General features: G+C 65.7%; 17 protein-coding genes and 1 riboswitch. Of the genes, 11 read left to right on the top strand and 6 right to left on the bottom strand.

Annotated features, from left to right (window positions below; genetic code table 11):
* Window positions 1-35: 35 nt before the first annotated feature.
* On the bottom strand, window positions 36-1,511 hold the full coding sequence (locus E3T38_RS03015; RefSeq protein WP_241984281.1) for an amino acid permease: 1,476 nt from the start codon (window positions 1,509-1,511) through the stop codon (window positions 36-38).
* Window positions 1,512-1,925: 414 nt separating this feature from the next.
* Between E3T38_RS03015 and E3T38_RS03010 the strand changes: the two genes are divergently transcribed.
* From E3T38_RS03010 to mnhG, 6 genes are read left to right on the top strand one after another with little or no spacing between them, the layout of a single operon-like run.
* Window positions 1,926-4,877 (top strand): Na+/H+ antiporter subunit A, encoded by a 2,952-nt coding sequence (locus E3T38_RS03010; RefSeq protein ID WP_134546079.1) that lies wholly within the window; start codon window positions 1,926-1,928, stop codon window positions 4,875-4,877.
* Complete coding sequence (locus tag E3T38_RS03005; protein ID WP_134546077.1) at window positions 4,874-5,404, top strand: sodium:proton antiporter; 531 nt, start codon at window positions 4,874-4,876, stop codon at window positions 5,402-5,404. Before E3T38_RS03010 ends, E3T38_RS03005 begins: the two co-directional genes overlap by 4 nt.
* Window positions 5,401-7,008 (top strand): Na+/H+ antiporter subunit D, encoded by a 1,608-nt coding sequence (locus tag E3T38_RS03000; protein ID WP_134546075.1) that lies wholly within the window; start codon window positions 5,401-5,403, stop codon window positions 7,006-7,008. The genes E3T38_RS03005 and E3T38_RS03000 overlap by 4 nt, the downstream gene beginning before the upstream one ends.
* Complete coding sequence (locus E3T38_RS02995; protein ID WP_134546073.1) at window positions 7,005-7,607, top strand: Na+/H+ antiporter subunit E; 603 nt, start codon at window positions 7,005-7,007, stop codon at window positions 7,605-7,607. Before E3T38_RS03000 ends, E3T38_RS02995 begins: the two co-directional genes overlap by 4 nt.
* Window positions 7,604-7,873 carry a monovalent cation/H+ antiporter complex subunit F gene (locus tag E3T38_RS02990; protein ID WP_174775206.1) on the top strand — a complete coding sequence of 90 codons (270 nt, stop codon included), beginning with the start codon at window positions 7,604-7,606 and terminating at the stop codon, window positions 7,871-7,873. Before E3T38_RS02995 ends, E3T38_RS02990 begins: the two co-directional genes overlap by 4 nt.
* 34 nt (window positions 7,874-7,907) lie before the next feature.
* On the top strand, window positions 7,908-8,240 hold the full coding sequence (gene mnhG, locus E3T38_RS02985) for a monovalent cation/H(+) antiporter subunit G (protein ID WP_134546071.1): 333 nt from the start codon (window positions 7,908-7,910) through the stop codon (window positions 8,238-8,240).
* A gap of 84 nt (window positions 8,241-8,324) precedes the next feature.
* On the opposite strand, the gene E3T38_RS02980 is transcribed toward mnhG, so the two are convergent.
* A complete protein-coding gene (locus E3T38_RS02980) occupies window positions 8,325-9,422 on the bottom strand; it encodes an LLM class flavin-dependent oxidoreductase (protein ID WP_134546069.1) in 1,098 nt (365 codons plus the stop codon).
* A 140-nt stretch (window positions 9,423-9,562) separates the two neighbouring features.
* Window positions 9,563-9,651, top strand: a riboswitch (ZMP/ZTP riboswitch).
* 21 nt (window positions 9,652-9,672) lie between these two features.
* Between E3T38_RS02980 and glyA the strand changes: the two genes are divergently transcribed.
* Together glyA and E3T38_RS02970 are read left to right on the top strand one after the other, a co-directional pair.
* Window positions 9,673-10,965 (top strand): serine hydroxymethyltransferase, encoded by a 1,293-nt coding sequence (gene glyA / locus E3T38_RS02975; protein WP_370448977.1) that lies wholly within the window; start codon window positions 9,673-9,675, stop codon window positions 10,963-10,965.
* A 183-nt stretch (window positions 10,966-11,148) separates the two neighbouring features.
* Window positions 11,149-12,033, top strand: a complete 885-nt coding sequence (locus tag E3T38_RS02970) for a bifunctional methylenetetrahydrofolate dehydrogenase/methenyltetrahydrofolate cyclohydrolase (protein WP_134546067.1) — start codon at window positions 11,149-11,151, stop codon at window positions 12,031-12,033.
* Window positions 12,034-12,167: 134 nt separating this feature from the next.
* On the opposite strand, the gene E3T38_RS02965 is transcribed toward E3T38_RS02970, so the two are convergent.
* The 3 genes from E3T38_RS02965 to galT all read right to left on the bottom strand — a co-directional run bounded on the left by E3T38_RS02965 (window position 12,168) and on the right by galT (window position 15,207).
* On the bottom strand, window positions 12,168-12,710 hold the full coding sequence (locus tag E3T38_RS02965) for a gamma carbonic anhydrase family protein (protein ID WP_134546065.1): 543 nt from the start codon (window positions 12,708-12,710) through the stop codon (window positions 12,168-12,170).
* 110 nt (window positions 12,711-12,820) lie between these two features.
* Window positions 12,821-13,984, bottom strand: a complete 1,164-nt coding sequence (gene galK / locus E3T38_RS02960) for a galactokinase (protein WP_134546421.1) — start codon at window positions 13,982-13,984, stop codon at window positions 12,821-12,823.
* A 38-nt stretch (window positions 13,985-14,022) separates the two neighbouring features.
* The gene (galT, locus tag E3T38_RS02955) at window positions 14,023-15,207 is read right to left on the bottom strand and encodes a galactose-1-phosphate uridylyltransferase (RefSeq protein WP_134546064.1); all 1,185 of its coding nucleotides are present in this window, start codon (window positions 15,205-15,207) and stop codon (window positions 14,023-14,025) included.
* 85 nt (window positions 15,208-15,292) lie between these two features.
* Between galT and E3T38_RS02950 the strand changes: the two genes are divergently transcribed.
* The 3 genes from E3T38_RS02950 to E3T38_RS02940 are packed head-to-tail and all read left to right on the top strand — an operon-like array spanning window position 15,293 to window position 18,089.
* Window positions 15,293-16,174, top strand: coding sequence for a DeoR/GlpR family DNA-binding transcription regulator (locus E3T38_RS02950; RefSeq protein WP_174775205.1), 882 nt, complete (start codon window positions 15,293-15,295; stop codon window positions 16,172-16,174).
* Window positions 16,175-16,183: 9 nt separating this feature from the next.
* On the top strand, window positions 16,184-17,167 hold the full coding sequence (locus E3T38_RS02945; protein ID WP_134546063.1) for an aldose 1-epimerase family protein: 984 nt from the start codon (window positions 16,184-16,186) through the stop codon (window positions 17,165-17,167).
* Window position 17,168: 1 nt separating this feature from the next.
* The gene (locus tag E3T38_RS02940) at window positions 17,169-18,089 is read left to right on the top strand and encodes a DMT family transporter (RefSeq protein WP_198417286.1); all 921 of its coding nucleotides are present in this window, start codon (window positions 17,169-17,171) and stop codon (window positions 18,087-18,089) included.
* Between the two features lie 149 nt (window positions 18,090-18,238).
* On the opposite strand, the gene E3T38_RS02935 is transcribed toward E3T38_RS02940, so the two are convergent.
* Window positions 18,239-20,491 carry an HAD-IC family P-type ATPase gene (locus tag E3T38_RS02935; RefSeq protein ID WP_134546062.1) on the bottom strand — a complete coding sequence of 751 codons (2,253 nt, stop codon included), beginning with the start codon at window positions 20,489-20,491 and terminating at the stop codon, window positions 18,239-18,241.
* Between the last annotated feature and the right edge of the window lie 65 nt (window positions 20,492-20,556).

Below are 20,556 nucleotides of genomic sequence, written 5' to 3'. Positions count from 1 at the left end.
CGACGAGCGGCGCGTTGCTCAGAGAAAGCGGATGGCTAATGGCGGGGTCGGTCGGACAACGGACGGTTGGCGATGACCGGCACGTGGCCGGTGAAGCCCTCGCGGGCCGCTGCGATCTCGAGAATGCGGCCGCGGCAGGCATACCAGCCGATCATCAGTCCCGGAATGATGAGCACGAGCGAGCTGATCGTGAGCGTGCCGACCGGCCAGTCGAATGCCATCAATACGAGCACTCCGACCAGGAACACGAGCGTCACGTAGCCGGAGTATGGCGCCCACGGCATGCGGAACACCGGGCGCACCAGAATGCCGCGTTTGGCCCAGGCTTGCAGTCGAAGCTGGCACAGCACGATCATGCCCCAAGCGCTCACGATGCCGATCGCAGCCATGTTGAGCACGATCTCGAAGGCATTGTCGGGCACGATGGCGTTGAGTCCGACGCCGAGCAGCGTTACGGCACCGGTCAGCAGGATGCCGCCGAACGGCACCCCGTTGCGGCTGATCTTGCCCGCGAAGCGCGGCGCCGAACCGGCGAGCGACATCGACCGAAGTATGCGTCCAGTGGAATATAAACCAGCGTTGAGCGAGGACAACGCCGCTGTGAGCACGACGAGGTTCATGATCACGTCGACGCCATCGACCCCGATCGTGGCAAAAAAAGTGACGAACGGGCTCTCGCCCGCCTTGTAGGCCGTGTAGGGCAACAGCAGTGAGAGCAGCAGGATCGAGCCCACGTAGAACACCGCGATGCGAATGATGACCGTATTGATCGCCTTCGGCATCACCTTTTCGGGGTTCTTCGTCTCGCCCGCTGTCGTGCCGACCAGCTCGATCGAAGCGTAGGCAAAGACGACGCCCTGTACGACCAAAACGGATGCGATCAGCCCGTTGGGCAGCCAGCCCCCGTTTTCACCGATCAGCGCAAACCCAGCCGTGGCGCCGTCCAGCGGCGTGCCGAAAATCACCATCCAGGTTCCCACGATCAGGAACGCAACGATCGCGAGCACCTTGATGAGCGCGAACCAGAATTCCATCTCCCCGAACACCTTGACCGAGAGGAGGTTCAGGAACATGACCAGGCTGAGAGCCGCGAGGGCATACAGCCACTGCGGCACCGAACCGAACGGTGCCCAGTAGGTGGCGAAGAAGTTCATATACAGCGCAACCGCTGTCACGTCGACGATGGCTGTCATAGCCCAGTTCAGCCAGTACAGCCAGCCGGTCACGAAAGCCGTCTTCTCGCCGAAGAACTCGCGTGCGTATGACACGAAGGAGCCGGAACTCGGACGGTGCAGCACCAGTTCACCGAGCGCCCGCAAAATGAGAAAGGCGAAGAAGCCGCAGATTGCATAGATGAATACCAGGGCGGGACCGGCGCTGGCCAGGCGTCCGCCAGCACCGAGGAACAACCCGGTTCCGATCGCTCCGCCGATCGCAATCATCTGTACGTGGCGAGACTTCAGTCCCTTATGCAGCGCGTCATCTTCGTGCACGCTCAGGGCGTCTTCGATGTGCTCGAAGGGGGTCTCTCCGGGCGGATTTGCGTGGTCGTGGTGTCCGTGTGGCTCAGACGTCGAGGTACCCGGCGCGGGGGTGGAGGAGGGCTTCTGGCCGCGGGTGGGGCTCACAACGGTGCTCGATTTCGTTGGCTGGACGCTCACGGGCAACTTTTTCAGAACGAAAACAATGCGTTCGAAGAAACGGTCGAGAGTATCGCGGAAAGTGGCCGGAAACGGTCAGTTCGCTCGCATCTAGCGGCGAGCGACGTCGGCCGGGTGGATAACGTAACCCTACCCCGCGGTCCGATGTGCTCGGCAGCGAGATGCGCCGGAATTGCACTTCCCGGTCCGGAGCGCCGGTCGGCGGGTAGAATTGGGGATCACGCCCTGACCTGACAAGCCCGACCTAACAAGCCTGGAGGACGCATGGTTCCATTCCTCCTCGCGTTCATCGTCTTGTCGGTACTGACGCCCGGGCTCACCCGGTACCTGGGTACCCGCGTCTTCTACCTGATCGCCCTGCTGCCGGCCGGTGCCTTTGCCTACACGCTCACCCAGACGGCCACGGTCACCGCGGGCGGGGCCGTAACCCAGTCGATACCGTGGATTCCGCAGCTCGGCATCAGCCTCTCTTTTCGGGTCGATACCCTGGCCTGGTTGCTCGCCCTCGTCGTCACGGGCATCGGCGCCCTCGTACTGGTCTATTGCGCCCGCTACTTCACCGATCAAGAACCCAGCCTCGGTCGTTTCGCCGCGCTGTTGCTCGCCTTCGCGGGCACCATGTACGGGCTGGTCACCGCCGACGACCTGGTGGTCATGTTCATGTTCTGGGAGATCACGAGCGTGCTCTCCTACCTGCTGATCGGGCATTACACGCACAAACGCGAGAGCCGCGGCGCCGCCCTGCAGGCCCTGATCGTGACGACCTTCGGCGGCCTGGTGATGCTGGTCGGCGTCGTGATGATCTCGGTCGCTTCCGGTACGACGAGCCTCGCGTACATCGTGGCGAACCCGGTGACCACCCAGATGGGCACCTGGGCGATTCTGCTCATTTTGGTTGGGGCGCTTTCCAAGAGTGCCCTCGTGCCGTTCCACTTCTGGCTGCCCGCCGCGATGGCCGCGCCGACCCCGGTCAGCGCCTACCTGCACGCCGCCGCCATGGTCAAGGCCGGCATCTACATCGTCGCCCGTCTCGCCCCCGGCTACGCCGACAGCGACGGCTGGCTGCCGGTGCTCGTCACCTTCGGCGTCTGGACCATGATCGTCGGGGCCTGGCGGGCGCTGCGCCAATATGACCTCAAGCTGCTGCTGGCCTACGGCACGGTCAGCCAGCTCGGCTTTCTCATGATCGCAATCGGGTTCAACACCCGCGACACCGCGCTCGCCGGCGCCGCTCTGCTGCTGGCGCACGCCTTGTACAAAGCCACACTCTTTCTCGTGGTCGGGATCATCGACCACCGGGCAGGCACCCGCGACTGGCGCAAACTCAGCGGCGTCGGTCGCAGCGCCCCGGCGCTGGCCGTCATCGCGTTCGTGGCGGTCGCATCGATGGCAGGCCTGCCGCCGCTCTTGGGTTTCGTCGCCAAGGAAGCCGTGTTCACCTCACTACTCGACGCCGGTGTCGGCGGTTCCGGCTGGGGTTACGCGGCGCTGATCGGCACGGCCGTTGGATCCGTTCTCACCGTGGCCTACAGCATCCGTTTCTTCTGGGGCGCTTTCAAAACGCGCAAGAAGCAGCCGGCCACAGTGCTGCACGCGAGTCCGTGGGACACGCTACTCGCCCCCGGTGTGCTCACGGTGGCGACCATCGGCCTTGGTCTGTTCGCCTCGGTGCTCGACCCGTTGCTCACGCCCTACGCTGACACGGTGCCGGGTGTCGGCAGCCTGACCGAACCGCCGTATCACCTGGCGCTCTGGCATGGGCTGGAACCGGCCCTGTACCTGAGCGCGGTTGTCCTGCTGCTCGGAGCTCTCATGTTCCGCGCTCGCCGCAAAGTATTGCGACTGCAGGCCAAGGTGCCTGACGTTATCGATGCGGGCCGCGGCTACGGCAAAGCCATTCGCGGTGTCGACCATCTTGCAGCCCGGGTCACCCATTTTGCCCAGCGTGGCGGGCTCCCGCAATACCTCGGCACCATCCTCACCGTTTTCGTGCTCACCCTCGGCTTTGCAGCCTTCGTCAACCGCACCTGGCCCGACACAATCGTGTGGTGGGACTACCCCGGCCAAGTGCTGATTGCACTGATCATGGCCATCTGCGCGGTCATGGCGGCGCGGGTCGGGCAGCGGATGACCGCGGTCATCCTTGCCGGTGTCACCGGTTACGGCCTCGTCGCCCTGTTCGCTTTTCACGGCGCGCCCGACCTCGCCCTAACCCAGGCGCTGGTGGAATCGATCACCCTCGTGATTTTCGTGCTTGTACTGCGCCGCCTGCCCGCAAACATCGCCCAGCACAACAAACCGGTGCGCCCCAAACGCCGCCTGCTGATCGGCAGCCTCGTGGGCCTGGTCATGGGAACAATCGGCTTCATCGCGCTCGGCGCCCGCCAATTCGACAGCATCACCGGCGCGCTGCCCCGATTGTCGGTCGAAGACGGTCACGGCGACAACATCGTCAACGTGATGCTCGTCGACATACGCGCCTGGGACACCATGGGCGAGGTATCGGTGCTCATCGTCGTGGCGACCGGCGTGGCGAGCCTGCTGTTCGTCTCGGGTCGCAATGCGGTCGTGCCGCGACTGAAGGAATCCCGCAGCCTGCGCTCGGCGGCCAACCGCCGTCGAGTCGTCGCCGACCCCGAACTCTCGAGCGAGGGCCACGCCGTCACCCGGCAGGCTTTCCTACTCGCCGGGCGTAAAAATGATCCGCGCAGCCGGTCAATTCTCATCGAAGTGCTCGTGCGGCTGCTCTTCCACCCCGCCATGATCGTGTCGATCTACCTGCTCTTCGCCGGCCACAACCTGCCCGGCGGCGGCTTCGCCGGGGGACTGCTGGCGGGCCTGGCGCTCGTGGCCCGGTATCTCGCCGGCGGACGCTACGAGCTCAGTGAAGCGGCCCCGATCGACCCGGGCAAGCTTCTCGGCTTCGGCGTCATCCTCGCCGTGGGTATGGCCGTCGTCTCGCTGTTCTTCAACGGCCTGCCGCTTGAATCGGCTTACTTCACGGCGACCGTGCCTGTGCTCGGCGACCTGTCGTTTGGCACCTCGACCATCTTTGACATCGGTGTCTACCTCGTCGTCATCGGCCTGACCTACGACATTCTGCGCAGTCTCGGCAGCGAGATTGATCGGCAAAGTGACAATGACGAGATCGGTCCGCCGCCGGACACCGCTCCCGAGGGCGCATCCACGACAACTCCCGAGCAGGTCACCCGATGAGCGCCTCCCTGACCCTCGTCATCGTGATGGCCGTCATGTACGCGGCCGGCGTCTACGTGATGCTTGAACGCAGCCTCACCCGGGTGCTGATCGGCTTTCTATTGGTCGGCAATGCCACCAACCTGCTCATCTTCATCATGAGCGGCCGGCCGGGCAGCTCACCGATTGTCACCGGCACGAGCGTCGAAGACATGGTCGACCCGATCCCGCAGGTGCTCATGCTCACCGCGATCGTGATCAATTTCGGCATCACCGCGCTGCTGCTCGCACTCATCTATCGGTCGTGGTGGCTGGCCCAGCTCGGCGACGAGGGCGACACCCTCACCGACGAGCACGCCACCGAGAGTAGCGACGATGCCGACGCCACTTTTCGTTCTTCCTCTGATGACGACGACGCGGTCGCCGAATCGATCGACGAGTTTGAGCGCGGTGACGGCGCGACGAGCGACGAAGACACCGTCTCCACCAAAACGGATGCTGCCGGCCGGGCCGCCGCATCCGCTTCCAACCGGGGGGACGCGCGGTGACCGCGCTCGTTCCCCTCATCGTCTGCCTGCCGCTGCTCGGAGCGGCCGTAGCGCTGATGCTCGGTCGGCGCCGCCGCCTACAGGTGCTGGTCAGCGTGCTGAGCCTCACCGCCGCCACGGTGATGAGCGCCGTGCTGCTCGTGTTGGTCGACCGGTTCGGCCCGGCCGTGGTGCAGGTCGGCGGTTGGGAGGCACCGTGGGGCATCGTGCTCGTCGTCGATCGGCTCTCGGCGCTCATGCTGCTCATCTCGGCGCTCATGCTGCTCGGCGTGCTGGTGTTTGCGGTGGGCCAGGGCATCATCGACGGTGACACCGAGACTCCGGTCTCGATCTTTCACCCCACCTATCTCGTGCTGGCCGCCGGATTGTTCAACGCCTTCGTCGCCGGCGACCTGTTCTCGATGTACGTCGGTTTCGAGATGCTGCTCTCGGCCAGTTATGTGCTGCTGACCCTCGGCGGCACCGGCGCGCGCATTCGGGTGGGCATCACCTATATCGTCGTGAGCCTGGTGTCGTCAATGCTCTTTCTCAGCGCGATCGCCCTGATCTACGGCGCCACCGGCACTGTCACCCTCGCCTTGATCGCCGAGCGGATGCCCGACCTCCCCGCCGACATCCGGCTGATTCTGGGGCTGTTGTTGCTGGTCGCCTTCGGGGTGAAGGCGGCCGTATTCCCGATGTCATTCTGGCTGCCGGACTCCTACCCGACGGCGCCGGCGCCGGTCACCGCGGTGTTCGCCGGGCTGCTTACCAAGGTCGGTGTCTACGCGATCCTGCGCACCCAGACCTTGTTTTTTCCCGACAACCAGTTCTCGACGCCGCTCATGATCGTCGCCGCGCTGACCCTGCTCGTGGGTATTCTTGGTGCGCTCGCCCAGGCCGACATCAAACGGCTGCTCTCGTTCACCCTGGTCAGCCACATCGGCTACATGCTGTTCGGTATCGCGATTGGCACCCCGCTGGCTATTGCCGCGACCATCTTCTACGTTGCGCACCACATCGTTGTGCAGACGACGTTGTTTCTCACCACGGGGCTGATCGACCGTGTCGGTGGCACCACGTCGCTCTCGCGCCTCGGCGGGCTGCTGCGATCGTCGCCGCTCGTGGCCATCCTGTTCTTCCTGGGTGCCCTCAACCTCGGAGGGATCCCGCCGTTCTCGGGCTTTCTCGGCAAGATCGCTTTGTTTCAGGCCGGCACGATCGTGGGCGACCCGATCATCTACGTGCTGATCGGAGTCGGGGCGCTCACCTCGCTGCTCACCCTGTATGCCCTGGCTCGGACCTGGAACATGGCGTTCTGGCGGCCGAAGCAGCAGGTCACGGATTACCCCTCGTCAATGTCGGTGTCGCTCGTGGAAGACCCGCACGACGAGGGAATCGTGTTGAAGAAGACGATCTCCCCGCTCATGATCGGGGCGACCACCTCTATGCTCGTATTGACCCTGGCTCTCACGGTGTTCGCCGGGCCCATCTTCGACTTCACCACTCGGGCAGCCGCCAATATCCGCTCGCCGTCGACGTACATCGACGCCGTGTTTCCAAGCGGCACCGGTTTTATTGCCGAGAGTAACGTGGGCACCAACTTCGAAGGTGGCGCGAAGTGACCACATCGCGTGAACGCCTCGAGGCCGTGGGCAACCAGATTCCGCCGCTGATCGCCCTGATCGTGCTGTGGATGCTGCTGTGGGGCGAATTCTCCTGGCTCAACCTGCTGGTCGCTTTCGTCGTGGGCATCGTGGTGACCGTGGCGTTCTACCTGGTGCCGGTGCAACTGAGCGGTCGGGTGCATCCGCTGCACGCCGTCGTGTTCTTCGTGCGCCTCATTCTGGATATCGTGCGGGCGTCGATCGACGTGGCCTGGCTGGCGATCCAGCCGAAGCTGGTCACGAGCAACGCAATCCTGGCGATTCGCCTGCACACCCGCAGTGACCTCATTCTCACCTGGACCGCCGTGGCCACGTCGATCGTGCCCGGCTCGATCGTCGTGGACGTCGACCGGGAATCTTCTATTTTGTATCTGCACGTGCTCGACATGCACAGCGCCGCTGACATCGAGAGTTTTCGTCGGCAGGTACTCGACACCGAGCAGCGTATTGTGCGCGGGTTCGGCTCACGCGAAGACGTCGAGCGGATGCGCGGGGTGCCGCCTGCCAACCGTCGCACCGCTCGCGGCGCCGACCAAAATGAACAGGGACCATCATGATTCTGCAGATTGTGGCCGTGGTCGCTTCGATCATGTTCGGGATCGCGGCGCTTCTCTCGGTGTATCGCATCGTCGTCGGCCCGAGCGTGCTTGACCGGGTCATCGCCTCCGACGTGCTGGTCGCGACGGTCATCTGCGCCCTCGGCGCGGAGATGGCCCTGAACCGGCACACCGACAACCTGCCGGTGTTGCTCGTACTGGCCCTGTTCGCGGTACTCGGGTCGCTGAGCGTCGCCCGCTTTCTGCCCGGTCGGGACAGCGCATGAGTGCCCCATTGTTTTGCCGGCTGGCGGTGAGTGTATGAGCACGATGCTGCACGATGTGCTCACGGCGATTCTCGTGCTCGCCAGCGCAACCATGTGCCTCGCCGCCGGAATCGGGCTCATCCGCTTTCCCGACGTATTATCGCGCCTGCACGCGGCGACCAAGCCACAGATCTTCGGTCTCATGGCCGTGACAACGGATGTTGCGATCAACAATTTCTCGGTCGGCACCGTGACCCTCGTTGTCGCGATCGTCGTGTTCCAGGCGATGACAGCGCCGATGGCCGCGCACCTGGTGGGCCGGGCCGCCTACGAGACCGAGCACCTGCGGCCCGACCTGCTCATCGTCGACGAACTGAAAGGCCGCTGACCGGGGGCATCGCTCGCGGCACTGACCCGGGAAGCGGGCACCCCGACCTCGGGGTGCCGTCATCTGCAACGAGTGCCGCGAGTGCTACGAGCGCGCCGGAGTAACCGGAGCCAGGGTGGCCAGACGCAGGGACTCGTGAGTGGGGCCATCCGGTACGTCGGCCGGGCGGTTCTTGGCGAATTCCCTGCGCAGAACGGGAACGACCTCGTCGCCGAGCAGGTCGAGCTGCTCGAGTACGGTCTTCAGCGGCAAGCCGGCGTGGTCCATCAGCCAGAGCTGGCGCTGGTAGTCACCGACGTAGTCGCGAAATCCGAGGGTGCGGTCGATGACTTCCTGGGGGCTGCCCACGGTGAGCGGGGTCTGCGCGGTGAAGTCCTCCATACTCGGGCCATTGCCGTAGACCGGGGCTTTGTCGAAGTAGGGGCGGAACCTCCGTTTGGCGTCCTGGGAGTTCTTACTCATGAACACCTGGCCGCCGAGTCCGACGATGGCCTGTGCGGCCGTGCCGTGGCCGTAGTGCTCGAAACGTTGGCGGTAGTACTGCACCATTTTCGCGGTGTGCGAGGCGGGCCAGAAGATGTGGTTCGAGAAGAAACCGTCGCCGTAGTATGCGGCCTGCTCGGCGATTTCGGGGCTGCGGATGCTGCCGTGCCAGACAAAGGGCGGTACGCCGTCGAGCGGCCGCGGGGTGGACTGGAACCCGTGCAGCGGGGTGCGGAACTGGCCTTCCCAGTCGACGAAATCCTCGCGCCACAGCCGGCGGAGCAGGGCGTAGTTCTCAAGGGCCAGCGGGATGCCCTCGCGGATATCTTTTCCGAACCACGGGTAGACCGGGCCGGTGTTTCCACGACCGAGCGTCAGGTCCACCCGGCCGTCGGCGACGTGCTGGAGCATGGCGAAGTCCTCGGCGATCTTCACCGGGTCGCTCGTGGTGATCAGTGTCGTTGCGGTCGACAGGATGATGCGTTGGGTCTGCGCTGCAATGTAGCCGAGCAGGGTCGTCGGCGACGACGGCACGAACGGCGGATTGTGGTGCTCGCCGGTCGCGAAGACGTCGAGGCCCACCTCCTCGACCTTCTGCGCAATAGTGAGCATGGCCTTGATCCGGGCGTTCTCGGTGGGGGTGTCGCCCGTGGTGGGATCGGTGGTCCTGTCCCCGACCGTGAAGATTCCGAACTGCATGCCATCCTCCAAAATTCAATGCGTCTGCATGTATATCAAAGATAACGGTGGATCGCCCCGGGCTATTCCCTCGGTGGGTCGCTCGGTGCCGACGCGCAAACGGATGCCGAGATCGCGGCCGGCAGCATCCGCTGATACGATGGTGGAGTCGCAACTGGCGTAGCACGAAGATGGGTCACCATCGGGGAGCGACTGACACGGTTAGTGGCCGCACGCCTGGGCCGCAACATCCATATATAAGGAGAACTCCGTGCCTGATTCCGCCATTGCTCTGAAGTCAACCTTCAACGAACCACTCTCGGTCGTCGACCCCGAGATCGCCGCCGTGCTCGAGCTGGAGCTCGGTCGCCAGCGTGACTACCTCGAGATGATCGCGAGCGAGAACTTCGTTCCGCGCGCCGTGCTGCAGTCGCAGGGCTCGGTGCTCACCAACAAGTACGCCGAGGGCTACCCCGGTCGCCGCTACTACGGCGGCTGCGAGTACGTCGATGTCGCTGAGCAGCTGGCCATCGACCGGGCCAAGAGCCTCTTCGGTGCCGCCTACGCGAACGTGCAGCCGCATTCCGGCGCCACTGCCAACGCCGCGGTGCTTTCTGCCATTGCCACGCCCGGCGACACCATCCTCGGCCTCGAGCTGGCCCACGGCGGCCACCTCACCCACGGCATGAAGCTCAACTTCTCGGGCAAGCTGTACAACCCGGTCGCCTACGGCGTCGACCCGGAGACCTTCCGCGTCGATATGAACGTCGTGCGCGACAAAGCGCTCGAGAGCAAGCCGAAGGTCATCATCGCCGGCTGGTCTGCCTACCCGCGCCACCTCGACTTCGAAGCCTTCCGCGCCATCGCCGACGAGGTCGGCGCGCTGCTCTGGGTCGACATGGCTCACTTCGCCGGACTCGTCGCCGCCGGGCTGCACCCCTCGCCCGTGCCTTACGCCGATGTCGTGTCGAGCACCGTGCACAAGACCCTCGCCGGCCCGCGCTCGGGCTTGATCATCTCGCGCGACATGGCACTGGCCAAGAAGCTCAACTCCAACGTGTTCCCCGGCCAGCAGGGCGGGCCCCTCATGCACGTGATCGCTGCCAAGGCCACCGCGTTCAAGCTCGCCGCCGAGCCGGAGTTCAAGGAACGCCAGGAGCGCACCCTGCGCGGTGCCAGCATCCTCGCCGACCGCCTCACCGCCGACGACTCGCGCGCGCACGGCATCGACGTGCTCACCGGCGGCACCGACGTGCACCTCGTGCTCGCCGATCTACGCCACTCCGAGATCAACGGCCAACAAGCCGAAGATGCCCTGCACGAGGTCGGCATCACGGTGAACCGTAACTCCGTTCCCTTCGACCCCCGCCCGCCGATGGTCACCTCGGGCCTGCGCATCGGCACGCCAGCCCTGGCCACCCGCGGCTTCGGCGACGTGGAATTCACCGAGGTTGCCGACGTCATCGCCGAGGCGCTCAAGCCCGGAGCCGACATCGCCGCGCTCCGCGCCCGTGTCGGCGCCCTGACGCAGGCGTTCCCGCTGTACTCCGGCCTGCAGCAGTAACTTTCCCGAGAGCGGATGCCGCTGGCCAGGCCGGCGGTATCCGCGCGCGCGCACGTACCCAGTCATCACCACTGGACGGGGCCCGGGCCCCGACCCTGGGCCCAGGTTATAGCCTGTGCCGGTGGACGGGGCCCGGGCCCCGTCCGAGCGAAGTGCATCGATCGACAACAGTAGGGAACCATGATGACGGCAATCACACTCGACGGGGTCAAGACCGCGTCCGACATCAAGGCCGAGCTGCGGGGCCGCATCGCTGCCCTGCGCTCGCACGGCGTGGTGCCCGGCCTGGCCACCCTGCTCGTTGGCAACGACCCGGGCTCCGAGACCTACGTTGCGGGCAAGCACCGCGACTGCGCCGAGGTCGGCATCGCATCGCTGCGCATCGACCTCCCCGGCTCGGCGACCTCGGCGGATGTCCGCGCGGCCATCAAGGATCTCAACGACAGCCGCGAGGTGACCGGCTACATCATCCAGCTGCCGCTGCCGGTCGGCCACAACGAGAACGCGATGCTCGAACTCATCGATCCGTCCAAAGACGCCGACGGCCTGCACCCGACCAACCTCGGGCGCCTCGTACTCGGGATCGAGGGCGAACTGCGTTCACCGCTGCCGTGCACCCCGGCCGGAATCGTCGAGCTGCTGCGCCGCTACGATGTGCCGATCGTCGGCAAGAAGGTCGTCGTGGTGGGCCGCGGCCTCACCGTCGGTCGCCCGCTCGGCTTGCTGTTCACCCGCAAAGGCCTCGACGCGACCGTCACCCTGACCCATTCGCGCACGGTCGACCTCGCCGGCGAGGTGCGCCGCGCCGACATCGTCGTGGCCGCCGTTGGCGTGCCGCACCTGATTCAGGCCGACTGGATCAGGCCGGGCGCCGCCGTGCTCGACGTGGGTATCACTCGCGTGCACAACGAAGAGACCGGCAAGGGCCGGCTGACTGGCGACGTGCACCCTGACGTGGCCTCGGTCGCCGGGCACCTCTCGCCGAACCCGCGCGGCGTCGGTCCGATGACCCGCGCCATGCTGCTCTCCAACGTGGTCAAGGCCGCCGAGCAGTCCCTGCTGGCGTAGCGGCCCGGCCGGGGGTCCAGTCGGCCGTAGCTGACGCCGGTGAATTTCGCGACACGCCGTCACCTCAGCACATCGGGCGCGGCCGGCGCAGGTTGACCGGCGTTAGCGGCGGGGCATCCGCTCGTACCGAAAAACTACTGCTGGGCGAGGGCTGCGCGGTGCAGTTCGGTGTGCTCGAGATAGTTCTTCGCGTTATGACGGATGCTGGCGATCTCGTCGTCGGTCAGGGGACGTCGAACCTTGGCCGGGACACCGGCTACGAGCGAGCCGGGTGGCACGACGGTACCACCGAGCACGACGGCTCCGGCAGCCACGAGGGATCCGGTGCCGATGACGGCGCCGTTCAGAATGGTCGCGGCCATGCCGACGAGCACGTTGTCTTCAATCGTGCAGCCGTGCAGCACGGCGCCGTGCCCGACCGAGACTCCGGTGCCGAGAGTAAGTGGAAAGTCGGTATCGACGTGGCAGGAGACGTTGTCCTGCAGGTTCGAGCCGGCCCCGATCGTGATCGGCTCGAGCTCGGCGCGCAGCACAGAGTTGTACCAGACGCTGGCCCGGTCGGCGAGGATGACATTGCCGACAATGACGGCCCCGGGAGCGACGAACGCCGTCTCGGCGATGCTCGGAGCCGGCGTGTGCGGCAGAACGATGATTCGGGCAGCGTTATCGGCAGTCATACGCGTCAGCCTAGCTGAGCCGCTTCCCGGGGCCATGCGTTGCCGGACCCCGGGGTTCTGTTAGAGCGTGCTGTACGGCGAGAACATAGGCGGGTCGGGGGTTTGACGGCTCAGGGGCGCACGCCACTGTCGCGGGCTGCCCCATCGGCGGCGTGCACCACGAACACGTCGGGGGTGGCAAAGCCTCGTTCGGTGAAAGCCACCAGCACGGCGGCCGTCACCGACGGCACGAGCTCGGTCGGGGTCAGGGCGATGGCCGCGCCACCGAAGCCGCCGCCGGTCATGCGCGCGCCGATGGCCCCCGCACGGCGGGCGGTGTCCACGGCCAGGTCCAGTTCGGGCGCTGAAATCTCGAAGTCGTCCCGCATCGACCGGTGTGACGAATCCAATAGCGGCCCGATCGCGGTGCATCCGCTCGATCGCAAGGCCTGCACGGTGTCGAGCACGCGTTGGTTCTCGGTCACGATGTGACGCACTCGGCGAAAAGTCTCGTCGTCGAGCATCGTCTGCGCTCGGGGGAGATCGTGCAGGCTGAGATCGCGCAGGGCCGGAACGCCCAGAGCGCGGGCGCCGGCCTCGCATGACTTTCGGCGGGCGGCGTACCCACCCGTCGCGTGCGAGTGAGTCACGCGGGTATCGATGATGAGTAGCTCGAGGCCTGCCGGGTTGAGTCCGAGCGGGATGACCTCGGCCGCGAGGCTGCGGCAGTCCAGGAATACCGCAGCGTCGGCTTGGCCGAGCAGTGATGCCGATTGGTCCATGATGCCGGTCGGGGCGCCGACGACGCGGTTCTCGGCGAGCTGGCCGACACGGGCCAGCGTCGCACGGTCGAGGCTCAGGTGCCACACGTCGTTGAGGGCGATCGCAATGGCGCTTTCAAGCGCTGCTGACGACGACAGCCCGGCGCCTACCGGCACGTCGGAGTCGATATAGACGTCGAATCCCGGCACGGCGGTGAGGTCGGCTCCGAACTGCCCGAGCGCCCAGGCCACACCCAGCGGGTACGCTGACCAGCCGTCGAGCTTCTCGGGAATCAACTCGTCGAGGGAAACCTCGACGGTCTCGGCCGCGAATGAACTCGCGACGCGAACGACTCGGTCGGTCCTGGTCGCGAGCGCAACGACCGTGCGCCGGTCGATGGCGAACGGCAGCACGAACCCGTCGTTGTAGTCGGTGTGCTCACCGATCAGGTTGACCCGGCCGGGCGCCGACCACAGGCCTGTCGCCAATCGATGAAAGCGACTCTGAAAGCCCGCCTGGGCCGCGCGGTCCAACGCATTGACGATGCCGGGGCCGTCAGCATTTTGGCCCGTCACGGGTGTGTCCTCGACGTAACGGTGGCGGAGTCCGCCTCGGCGGCGCGGGCGACGGCCGCGCGAATCAGGGCGGCAGCATCCTCTGGAGTGACATCGCCGATCCAGGCGCCCATGGCAGCCTCCGACCCGGCAAGAAACTTGAGCTTGTCCTCGGCGCGTCGCGGGCTGGTCAGTTGCAGCATCAAACGGATGTCCGCCCGATGCGTCCGCACCGGCGCCTGATGCCACGCGGCGATATAAGGAGTCGGGGTCGAGTAGATCGCGTCGATGCCGCGCAGCAGCCGACGATACAACACGGCCAGCTCATCGCGTTCGGCGAGGGTGGTTTCGGCGAAGTCGGGTGTCTGGCGGTGCGGCAGCATGTGCACTTCGATCGGCCAGCGCGCCGCGAAGGGAACGAAGGCGGTCCAGTGTTCGCCGCGAAGAATCACCCGGTCGCTGGCTTGTTCGCTCGCCAGAATATCGGCGAAGAGGGTTGGTCCATAGCGTTCGAGCGAGTCGACCAGGCGCTGGGTTCTTGGTGTGACATAGGGGTACGAATATATTTGTCCGTGCGGATGCCGCAGAGTCACCCCGATCTGCTCACCTCTATTCTCAAACGGGAATACTTGCTCAACGCCCGGCAACTGCGAAAGCGCATGGGTGCGTTCTGCCCAGGCCTCAATGACGGTGCGGGCTCGAATCACCGACAGGCTGGCAAAGGATCCCTCGTTTTCGGGACTGAAGCACACGACCTCGCAGCGGCCAACGGACCGGCGGGTACGGCCGATGCCGATGCGGTCGAGATCGGCCAGATCGACCGGGGTGGCGGCATCCGCCAAAAGAGGACCAAATGACGGCGACTTATTCTCGAAGACGGCTACGTCGTAGTTGCTCGGAATCTCCGAGGCATTGCCGGGGGATTGTGGTGCGAGCGGGTCGAGGTGGGCGGGCGGCAAGAACACCCGGTCCTGGCGATTGGCGGCAATGGAGACCCATTCCCCGGTCAGTGGGTCTTGGCGCATGGTCGCGGTGGTCGCACGTTCGGCGGGTTCACGCAGGTCGAGCGCCCGATCCGGCGACAGCGCGGTGTCAGGGTCGTCAAAATACACCAGGTCGCGACCGTCGGCGAGGGTGCTGGACTGCCGCCCGATCGTCTCATCGGCGACAAAGTGCGGGCGGTGGGTGTTTAGATTCGTCATGACAGTGTCACGATAGCAAATTTGTGCAAGCGAAACCATGCAATTGCGTATTGAAAAGTAAAAGAAACCAAGTGATACTGGTTTGATGATCGCGACCGAACCAACGCGCAGCCCGATACCCAATCCGCTTCCCGCCCACGTTCGCCGCGAGCAAGCACAGCGCCTGGTGGACGAACGCGGCTTCGTACGCGTAAGTGAGTTGCGGAGCGCCTTCAACATTTCCGGAGTGACAGCCAGGGCGGATCTTGACGCCCTGGAGCTTCAGGGTGCTGTTCGGCGCGTGCACGGGGGAGCGGTGCCGGCGCATTGCCTCGGCGAGGGCGAAAGTTTTCGCGCCGAACGCGAGCACTCGTTCGAGGAAGCTCTGGAAGCCTCGATCGTTCCCAAACAACAAATTGCCCAGATCGCGGCCGGGCTCGTGCACAGTGGGCAGAGCGTGATTCTTGATGTGGGAACCACGACCCACGCTGTGGCCCGCGCGCTGGTTGCGCGAGACGACCTGCACGACGTTGTCATCATCACCAATGGGCTCAGTATCGCCCTCGAACTGGAACAGGCCATTCCACGGTTCACGGTGATCGTCACCGGAGGGTCACTGCGCCCGCTGCAGCACTCGTTGGTCGAGCCGCTCGCCGGGCTGATGCTCAGCCAGGTTCATGCCGATCTGGTCTTCATCGGTTGTAATGGCGTCGACATCGCCGGCGGTGTCACCAACATCAACCTGCCGGAGGCCGGAATCAAAGCGCTCATGCTCACCGCGGCGGAGCGGGTCGTCGTCGTGGCCGACCGCTCCAAGCTGGGTCAGGTGCATCTCGGCCGGGTGGGCCCGCTGAGCGACTTCCACACACTCATCACCGATGCCGCTGCAGATCCGGCGATGCTGGATTCGCTGCGCGAGGTCGGACTGAGGGTCTTGCTCCCCGTCGAGCTAACGGAAACTGCGCCGCAGGCGCCGGAGCGGCCCTAGGCTAAGCGGATGCGCGCACCGACTGGAATTCAATACGATCTGACTGTGCAGACAGCGACGGGAACAGCCCGCGCCGTCGTGACCGAGGTGGCAGCTGGCCTCCGGGCATATTCCGTGAACGGAATAGACCTGGTTGAGACCTTTCCCGAGGCATCGCAGCCTCCCATGGCTGCCGGCATCGTCCTCGTGCCGTGGCCCAATCGCATTCGCGATGGTAAGTGGACGCAGAACGAGGTCACCCGCCAGCTGGCGCTTACCGAGCCGGCCCGCCACAACGCCATCCACGGGCTGCTCCGCTTCGCTTCTTACCGTGAGGTGTCGAGGCAGAGCGATTCGGTCACGCTCGCCGCGACGGTCTTTCCTCAGTCCGGCTACCCGTTTCACCTCGACACCGAGGTGACGTATGCGCTTACTGCCAACGGTCTGAACGTGACACACCGGCTGACCAACGTCGGTGCCGAGGCGGCGCCGGTGGCGGTGGGGGCGCATCCGTATCTGAAAATCGGCGACGTACCGACCGGTGATCTCATGGTGCGAGTGGATGCCGCAACCCATATCGACGTAGACGACCGCCTCAACCCGACCCGCGAAACCCCCGTCGACGGCACCCGGTTCGACCTGCGCGGGGGCGTTATGGTCGGCGACCTTGATCTCGATGATGGCTTCGGCGGGGTCGGGGTCGGGGTCGGTGTCGCTGGTTCCGGCTCGGGCGCGCCCGGCGAACACACCCTCACCGCAGCGGATGGCCGCAGCGTCACCCTCTGGGGCGATGAGAATATGCGCTACGTGCAGGTCTTCACGCCGCGCGTTTTTCCGGTTCGCACCGGAGCCACCGAGCCATCCCGCGGCCAGGCGATCGCCATCGAACCGATGACGGCACCCGCCGATGCCTTCAACACGGGCGCTGGTCTGCACTGGCTGCAACCGGGGGCGGAGTGGATCGTGCGCTGGGGCATTCGTCATGTTGGGTTCGACTCGCCGAGCCAACCGTAGGATGACCACAACCCTGACGCACCGCATGCTGCCGCACCTCGGGCGCTACCGGGTCGATTTTGTGCTGCTACTCGTGGCCTTGGTCTGGGGCGGAAGTTACCTGAGCGCGAAGGTGCTCACCGAGCAGGCGAGCGTATCGGCCGTGCTCGCGCTGCGCTTTCTGGTCGCGGCGCTCGCCCTGCTGATCGTCTGGGTGATGCGGCGCGAACGGTTGCCGTCGCGGCGTGCGTTCGGGGTTGGCGTGTTGCTCGGGGTGACCCAGGCGAGCATCCTCTGGCTTGAGACCCAGGGCGTGGCATTCACGTCGGCCACGAACGCGGGCCTCATCATCAGTCTCACCATCATTGTCACTCCGGTGCTGGAGTCGGTCGCGGCCCGTCGATGGCTGCCGCGCCCATTCTTCGTGGCCGCCGTGCTCGCCGTTGTCGGGGTTGCCCTGCTCGTCTCGGGCAACGGGTTTGCGCAGCCCAATGTGGGCGACCTGCTTATTCTCGCGGCGGCGCTCGTGCGCTCCCTGCACGTGACGATGATGGGCCACCTGATTCGTGGCCGCAGTGACAGCACCATAACCCTCACCCTGCTGCAGGCTTTCGTCGGGGCGGTCGTCTTTACCGCTTTCGACCTCCGTGGCCTCATGGCGGCGATCTCGACCTTCGATTTAGCAGCGTGGATCGGCGTGCTCTACCTGGGCTTGGCCTGCAGCGTGTTCGCGTTTCTAGCGCAGATGTGGGCGATCCGCCGTACCTCGGCGGCACGGGCCAGCCTCCTCATGGGCACCGAACCGATCTGGGCGGTGCTCGTGGGGGTGTCGCTTGGCAGCGAAGCCCTCGGCCTCATCGGGGCACTCGGTGCCGTGCTCATCATCGTGGGAACGTTCTGGGGCCAGCGCATCGAAGCGAGCCACCGTCTGAACGTGGGGTGAGTACCCGTTGGGGTGATCCGGTCAGCGCGCTCCTTCGCCGAGCCGTGAGCTTCACGGCGCTGAATCGTTTGTCGGCGCGCAAGGCCTACGGGTCGGTTTATGAAACCCACACCTCGGTGCACGAACGCATGGTTCGAGGCCCGCGTGCCCTACGGCTCGCGCAGACTCGCCCCCGGGCGGAGGTCGAGGCGGCGCAGCAGCTGCGCGTTCAAGGCGACAACCACGGTCGATGCCGACATGAGCAGGGCGCCGATCTCCATTGGCAGTATGAAGCCGATCGGCGCGAGCACACCCGCGGCGAGGGGAACCGACAGCAGGTTGTACCCGGCCGCCCACCAGAGGTTCTGCTTCATCTTGCCGTAGCTCGCCCGCGACAACTCGATTACCGAGAGCACCGACCGCGGATCGTCACTGGCGAGAATGACCCCCGCCGACGCGATCGCCACGTCGGTCCCGGCGCCGATCGCGATGCCGACGTCGGCTTGCGCGAGCGCCGGGGCATCGTTCACTCCGTCGCCGACCATGGCCACGCGGCGGCCCTCGCGCTGCAGATCGGCTACTTTGCGCGCCTTATCCTCCGGATGCACGCCCGCGAACACCCGGTCGATGCCGAGTTCGGTTGCGACCGACTGGGCCACAGCCTGGGCGTCGCCGGTGATCATGACGACCTCGATACCCCGTCGGTGCAGGGCGTCCACGGCTTGCCGCGACTCCTCGCGGATCTCATCGGCGAGGCCGATCGCGCCGACGACTAGGCCATCGCGCAGCACGTGCAGAATGATCGCGCCCTGGCTCTGCCACGCCACAGTCTCGGCCAGCGGCGCCGCCCCGTGCTCGTCGAGCATGCTCGGCCCGCCGACGCTCACGCTGTGCCCGTCGACCAGGCCAGTCACGCCGATCGCCGCCGCAGTCTGAAACGCGCTCGCCCGCGGCACGGTCAGATCATGCCCGCGTGCAGCCGTCACGATGGCGCGAGCCAGCGGATGTTCACTGTCACCTTCCACAGATGCCGCCCACGCGAGCACATCGTCGCTCGAAAACAGGTCAGCGCCCGTCGAGGTGCCCGTCGAGGCGCCCGTCGAGGCGCCCGTCGAGGCGCCCAGTGAGGCGCCCGCCGAAGCCGCGCCGGCCTCAGTGCCGCGCGCCGCGGCATCCGCCTGGCTGCTTGCGACGGCTACATGACTGACCGTCGGCTCGCCCCTGGTGAGCGTGCCGGTCTTGTCGAACAATACCGAGGTGACCTGGCGCATGCTCTCCAGGGCGAGACGATCCTTGATGAGCACGCCGCCCTTCGCTGCACGCTCGGTCGCGATCGATACCACGAGCGGAATCGCCAGCCCAAGGGCATGCGGGCAGGCGATCACGAGCACGGTGATCGTGCGCACGACGGCATCCTGTGGCTGGCCGAGCAGCGTCCAGACGATCGCGGTCACGACACCGGAGCCGAGAGCGAACCAGAACAGCCAGCCGGCGGCCCGGTCGGCGATACGCTGCGCCCGTGACGATGAGTTCTGTGCCTCGGTGACGAGCCGCTGGATTCCAGCCAGCGCGGTGTCATCACCGACGGCGCTCACGCGCACCCGCAGGGCTGAATCGGTCGCGACCGTCCCCGCCACGACCTGATCGCCGGGCGACCGCTGTACCGGCCGCGATTCGCCGGTGATCATGGATTCGTCGACATCGGCCGTGCCCTCGGTGACTTGCCCGTCGGCGGGCACGCGCCCGCCCGGCCGCACCACGACGAGGTCGCCCAGCACCAGGTCGCTCGGTGAGACCATCACACTGTGCTCGCTAACGAGGCCATCACCCTCGACTCGCTCGGCCTCATCGGGCAGCAGCGCAGCGAGCGATTCCAGTGCGGTGGATGTCTGCGCCAGCGAGCGCATTTCGATCCAGTGGCCGAGCAGCATGATCACGATCAGCAGCGCGAGTTCCCACCAGAAATCGAGCTCAGCGTCGATGAGGCCGAGGCTCGCGCCCCAGGAGGCGAGAAACGCGACCGTGATCGCCAAGGCGATCAGCAGCATCATTCCGGGCTTGCGGGCCTTCAGCTCAGACACCGCTCCGCTCAGGAACGGTCGTCCACCCCATACGTACATGACGGTTCCGAGAACGGGGGAGATCCAGGTCACGCCGGCTATGTCCGGAAGGGCGTACCCGACGAGTGTCCCGAACATGTGGCTGAATGCCACCACGGGCACCGCGATGACGAGCATGGTCCAGAACAGGCGCCGAAACTGCCCGACGTGATCGCCGTGCCCGCTGTGGTCCATGGCGCTGTGGTCCATCGCGCCGTGGTTGATGGCGCTGTGGTCCATGGCGTCGTGGTTGATGGCCGCGTGATCCGGCTTCAGGTGAGCCGCACTGCCGTGCGTGTCGTGGTTCGAGTTGGGCTGTGTCATAACGCTCCTCGATTTTTAAATCTGCAGATACTCTCGAAGTATACCCCCTTAGGGTATACCGTCCT

The sequence above is a fragment of the Cryobacterium sp. Hb1 genome (genome assembly GCF_004403585.1).
Lineage (GTDB): Bacteria > Actinomycetota > Actinomycetes > Actinomycetales > Microbacteriaceae > Cryobacterium > Cryobacterium lyxosi.
Note: the sequence above shows the minus strand (reverse complement) of the source record. Positions and strands in the feature narration are given on the sequence as shown.

What these genes read in the sequence shown, in the direction of transcription:
- E3T38_RS03010 (WP_134546079.1), top strand. Translation starts at nt 1,926, where the DNA reads ATGGTTCCATTCCTCCTCGCGTTCATCGTCTTGTCGGTACTGACGCCC.
- E3T38_RS03005 (WP_134546077.1), top strand. Translation starts at nt 4,874, where the DNA reads ATGAGCGCCTCCCTGACCCTCGTCATCGTGATGGCCGTCATGTACGCG.
- E3T38_RS02990 (WP_174775206.1), top strand. Translation starts at nt 7,604, where the DNA reads ATGATTCTGCAGATTGTGGCCGTGGTCGCTTCGATCATGTTCGGGATC.
- mnhG (WP_134546071.1), top strand. Translation starts at nt 7,908, where the DNA reads ATGAGCACGATGCTGCACGATGTGCTCACGGCGATTCTCGTGCTCGCC.
- E3T38_RS02980 (WP_134546069.1), bottom strand. Translation starts at nt 9,422, where the DNA reads ATGCAGTTCGGAATCTTCACGGTCGGGGACAGGACCACCGATCCCACC.
- E3T38_RS02970 (WP_134546067.1), top strand. Translation starts at nt 11,149, where the DNA reads ATGACGGCAATCACACTCGACGGGGTCAAGACCGCGTCCGACATCAAG.
- E3T38_RS02965 (WP_134546065.1), bottom strand. Translation starts at nt 12,710, where the DNA reads ATGACTGCCGATAACGCTGCCCGAATCATCGTTCTGCCGCACACGCCG.
- galT (WP_134546064.1), bottom strand. Translation starts at nt 15,207, where the DNA reads ATGACGAATCTAAACACCCACCGCCCGCACTTTGTCGCCGATGAGACG.
- E3T38_RS02950 (WP_174775205.1), top strand. Translation starts at nt 15,293, where the DNA reads ATGATCGCGACCGAACCAACGCGCAGCCCGATACCCAATCCGCTTCCC.
- E3T38_RS02945 (WP_134546063.1), top strand. Translation starts at nt 16,184, where the DNA reads ATGCGCGCACCGACTGGAATTCAATACGATCTGACTGTGCAGACAGCG.
- E3T38_RS02940 (WP_198417286.1), top strand. Translation starts at nt 17,169, where the DNA reads ATGACCACAACCCTGACGCACCGCATGCTGCCGCACCTCGGGCGCTAC.
- E3T38_RS02935 (WP_134546062.1), bottom strand. Translation starts at nt 20,491, where the DNA reads ATGACACAGCCCAACTCGAACCACGACACGCACGGCAGTGCGGCTCAC.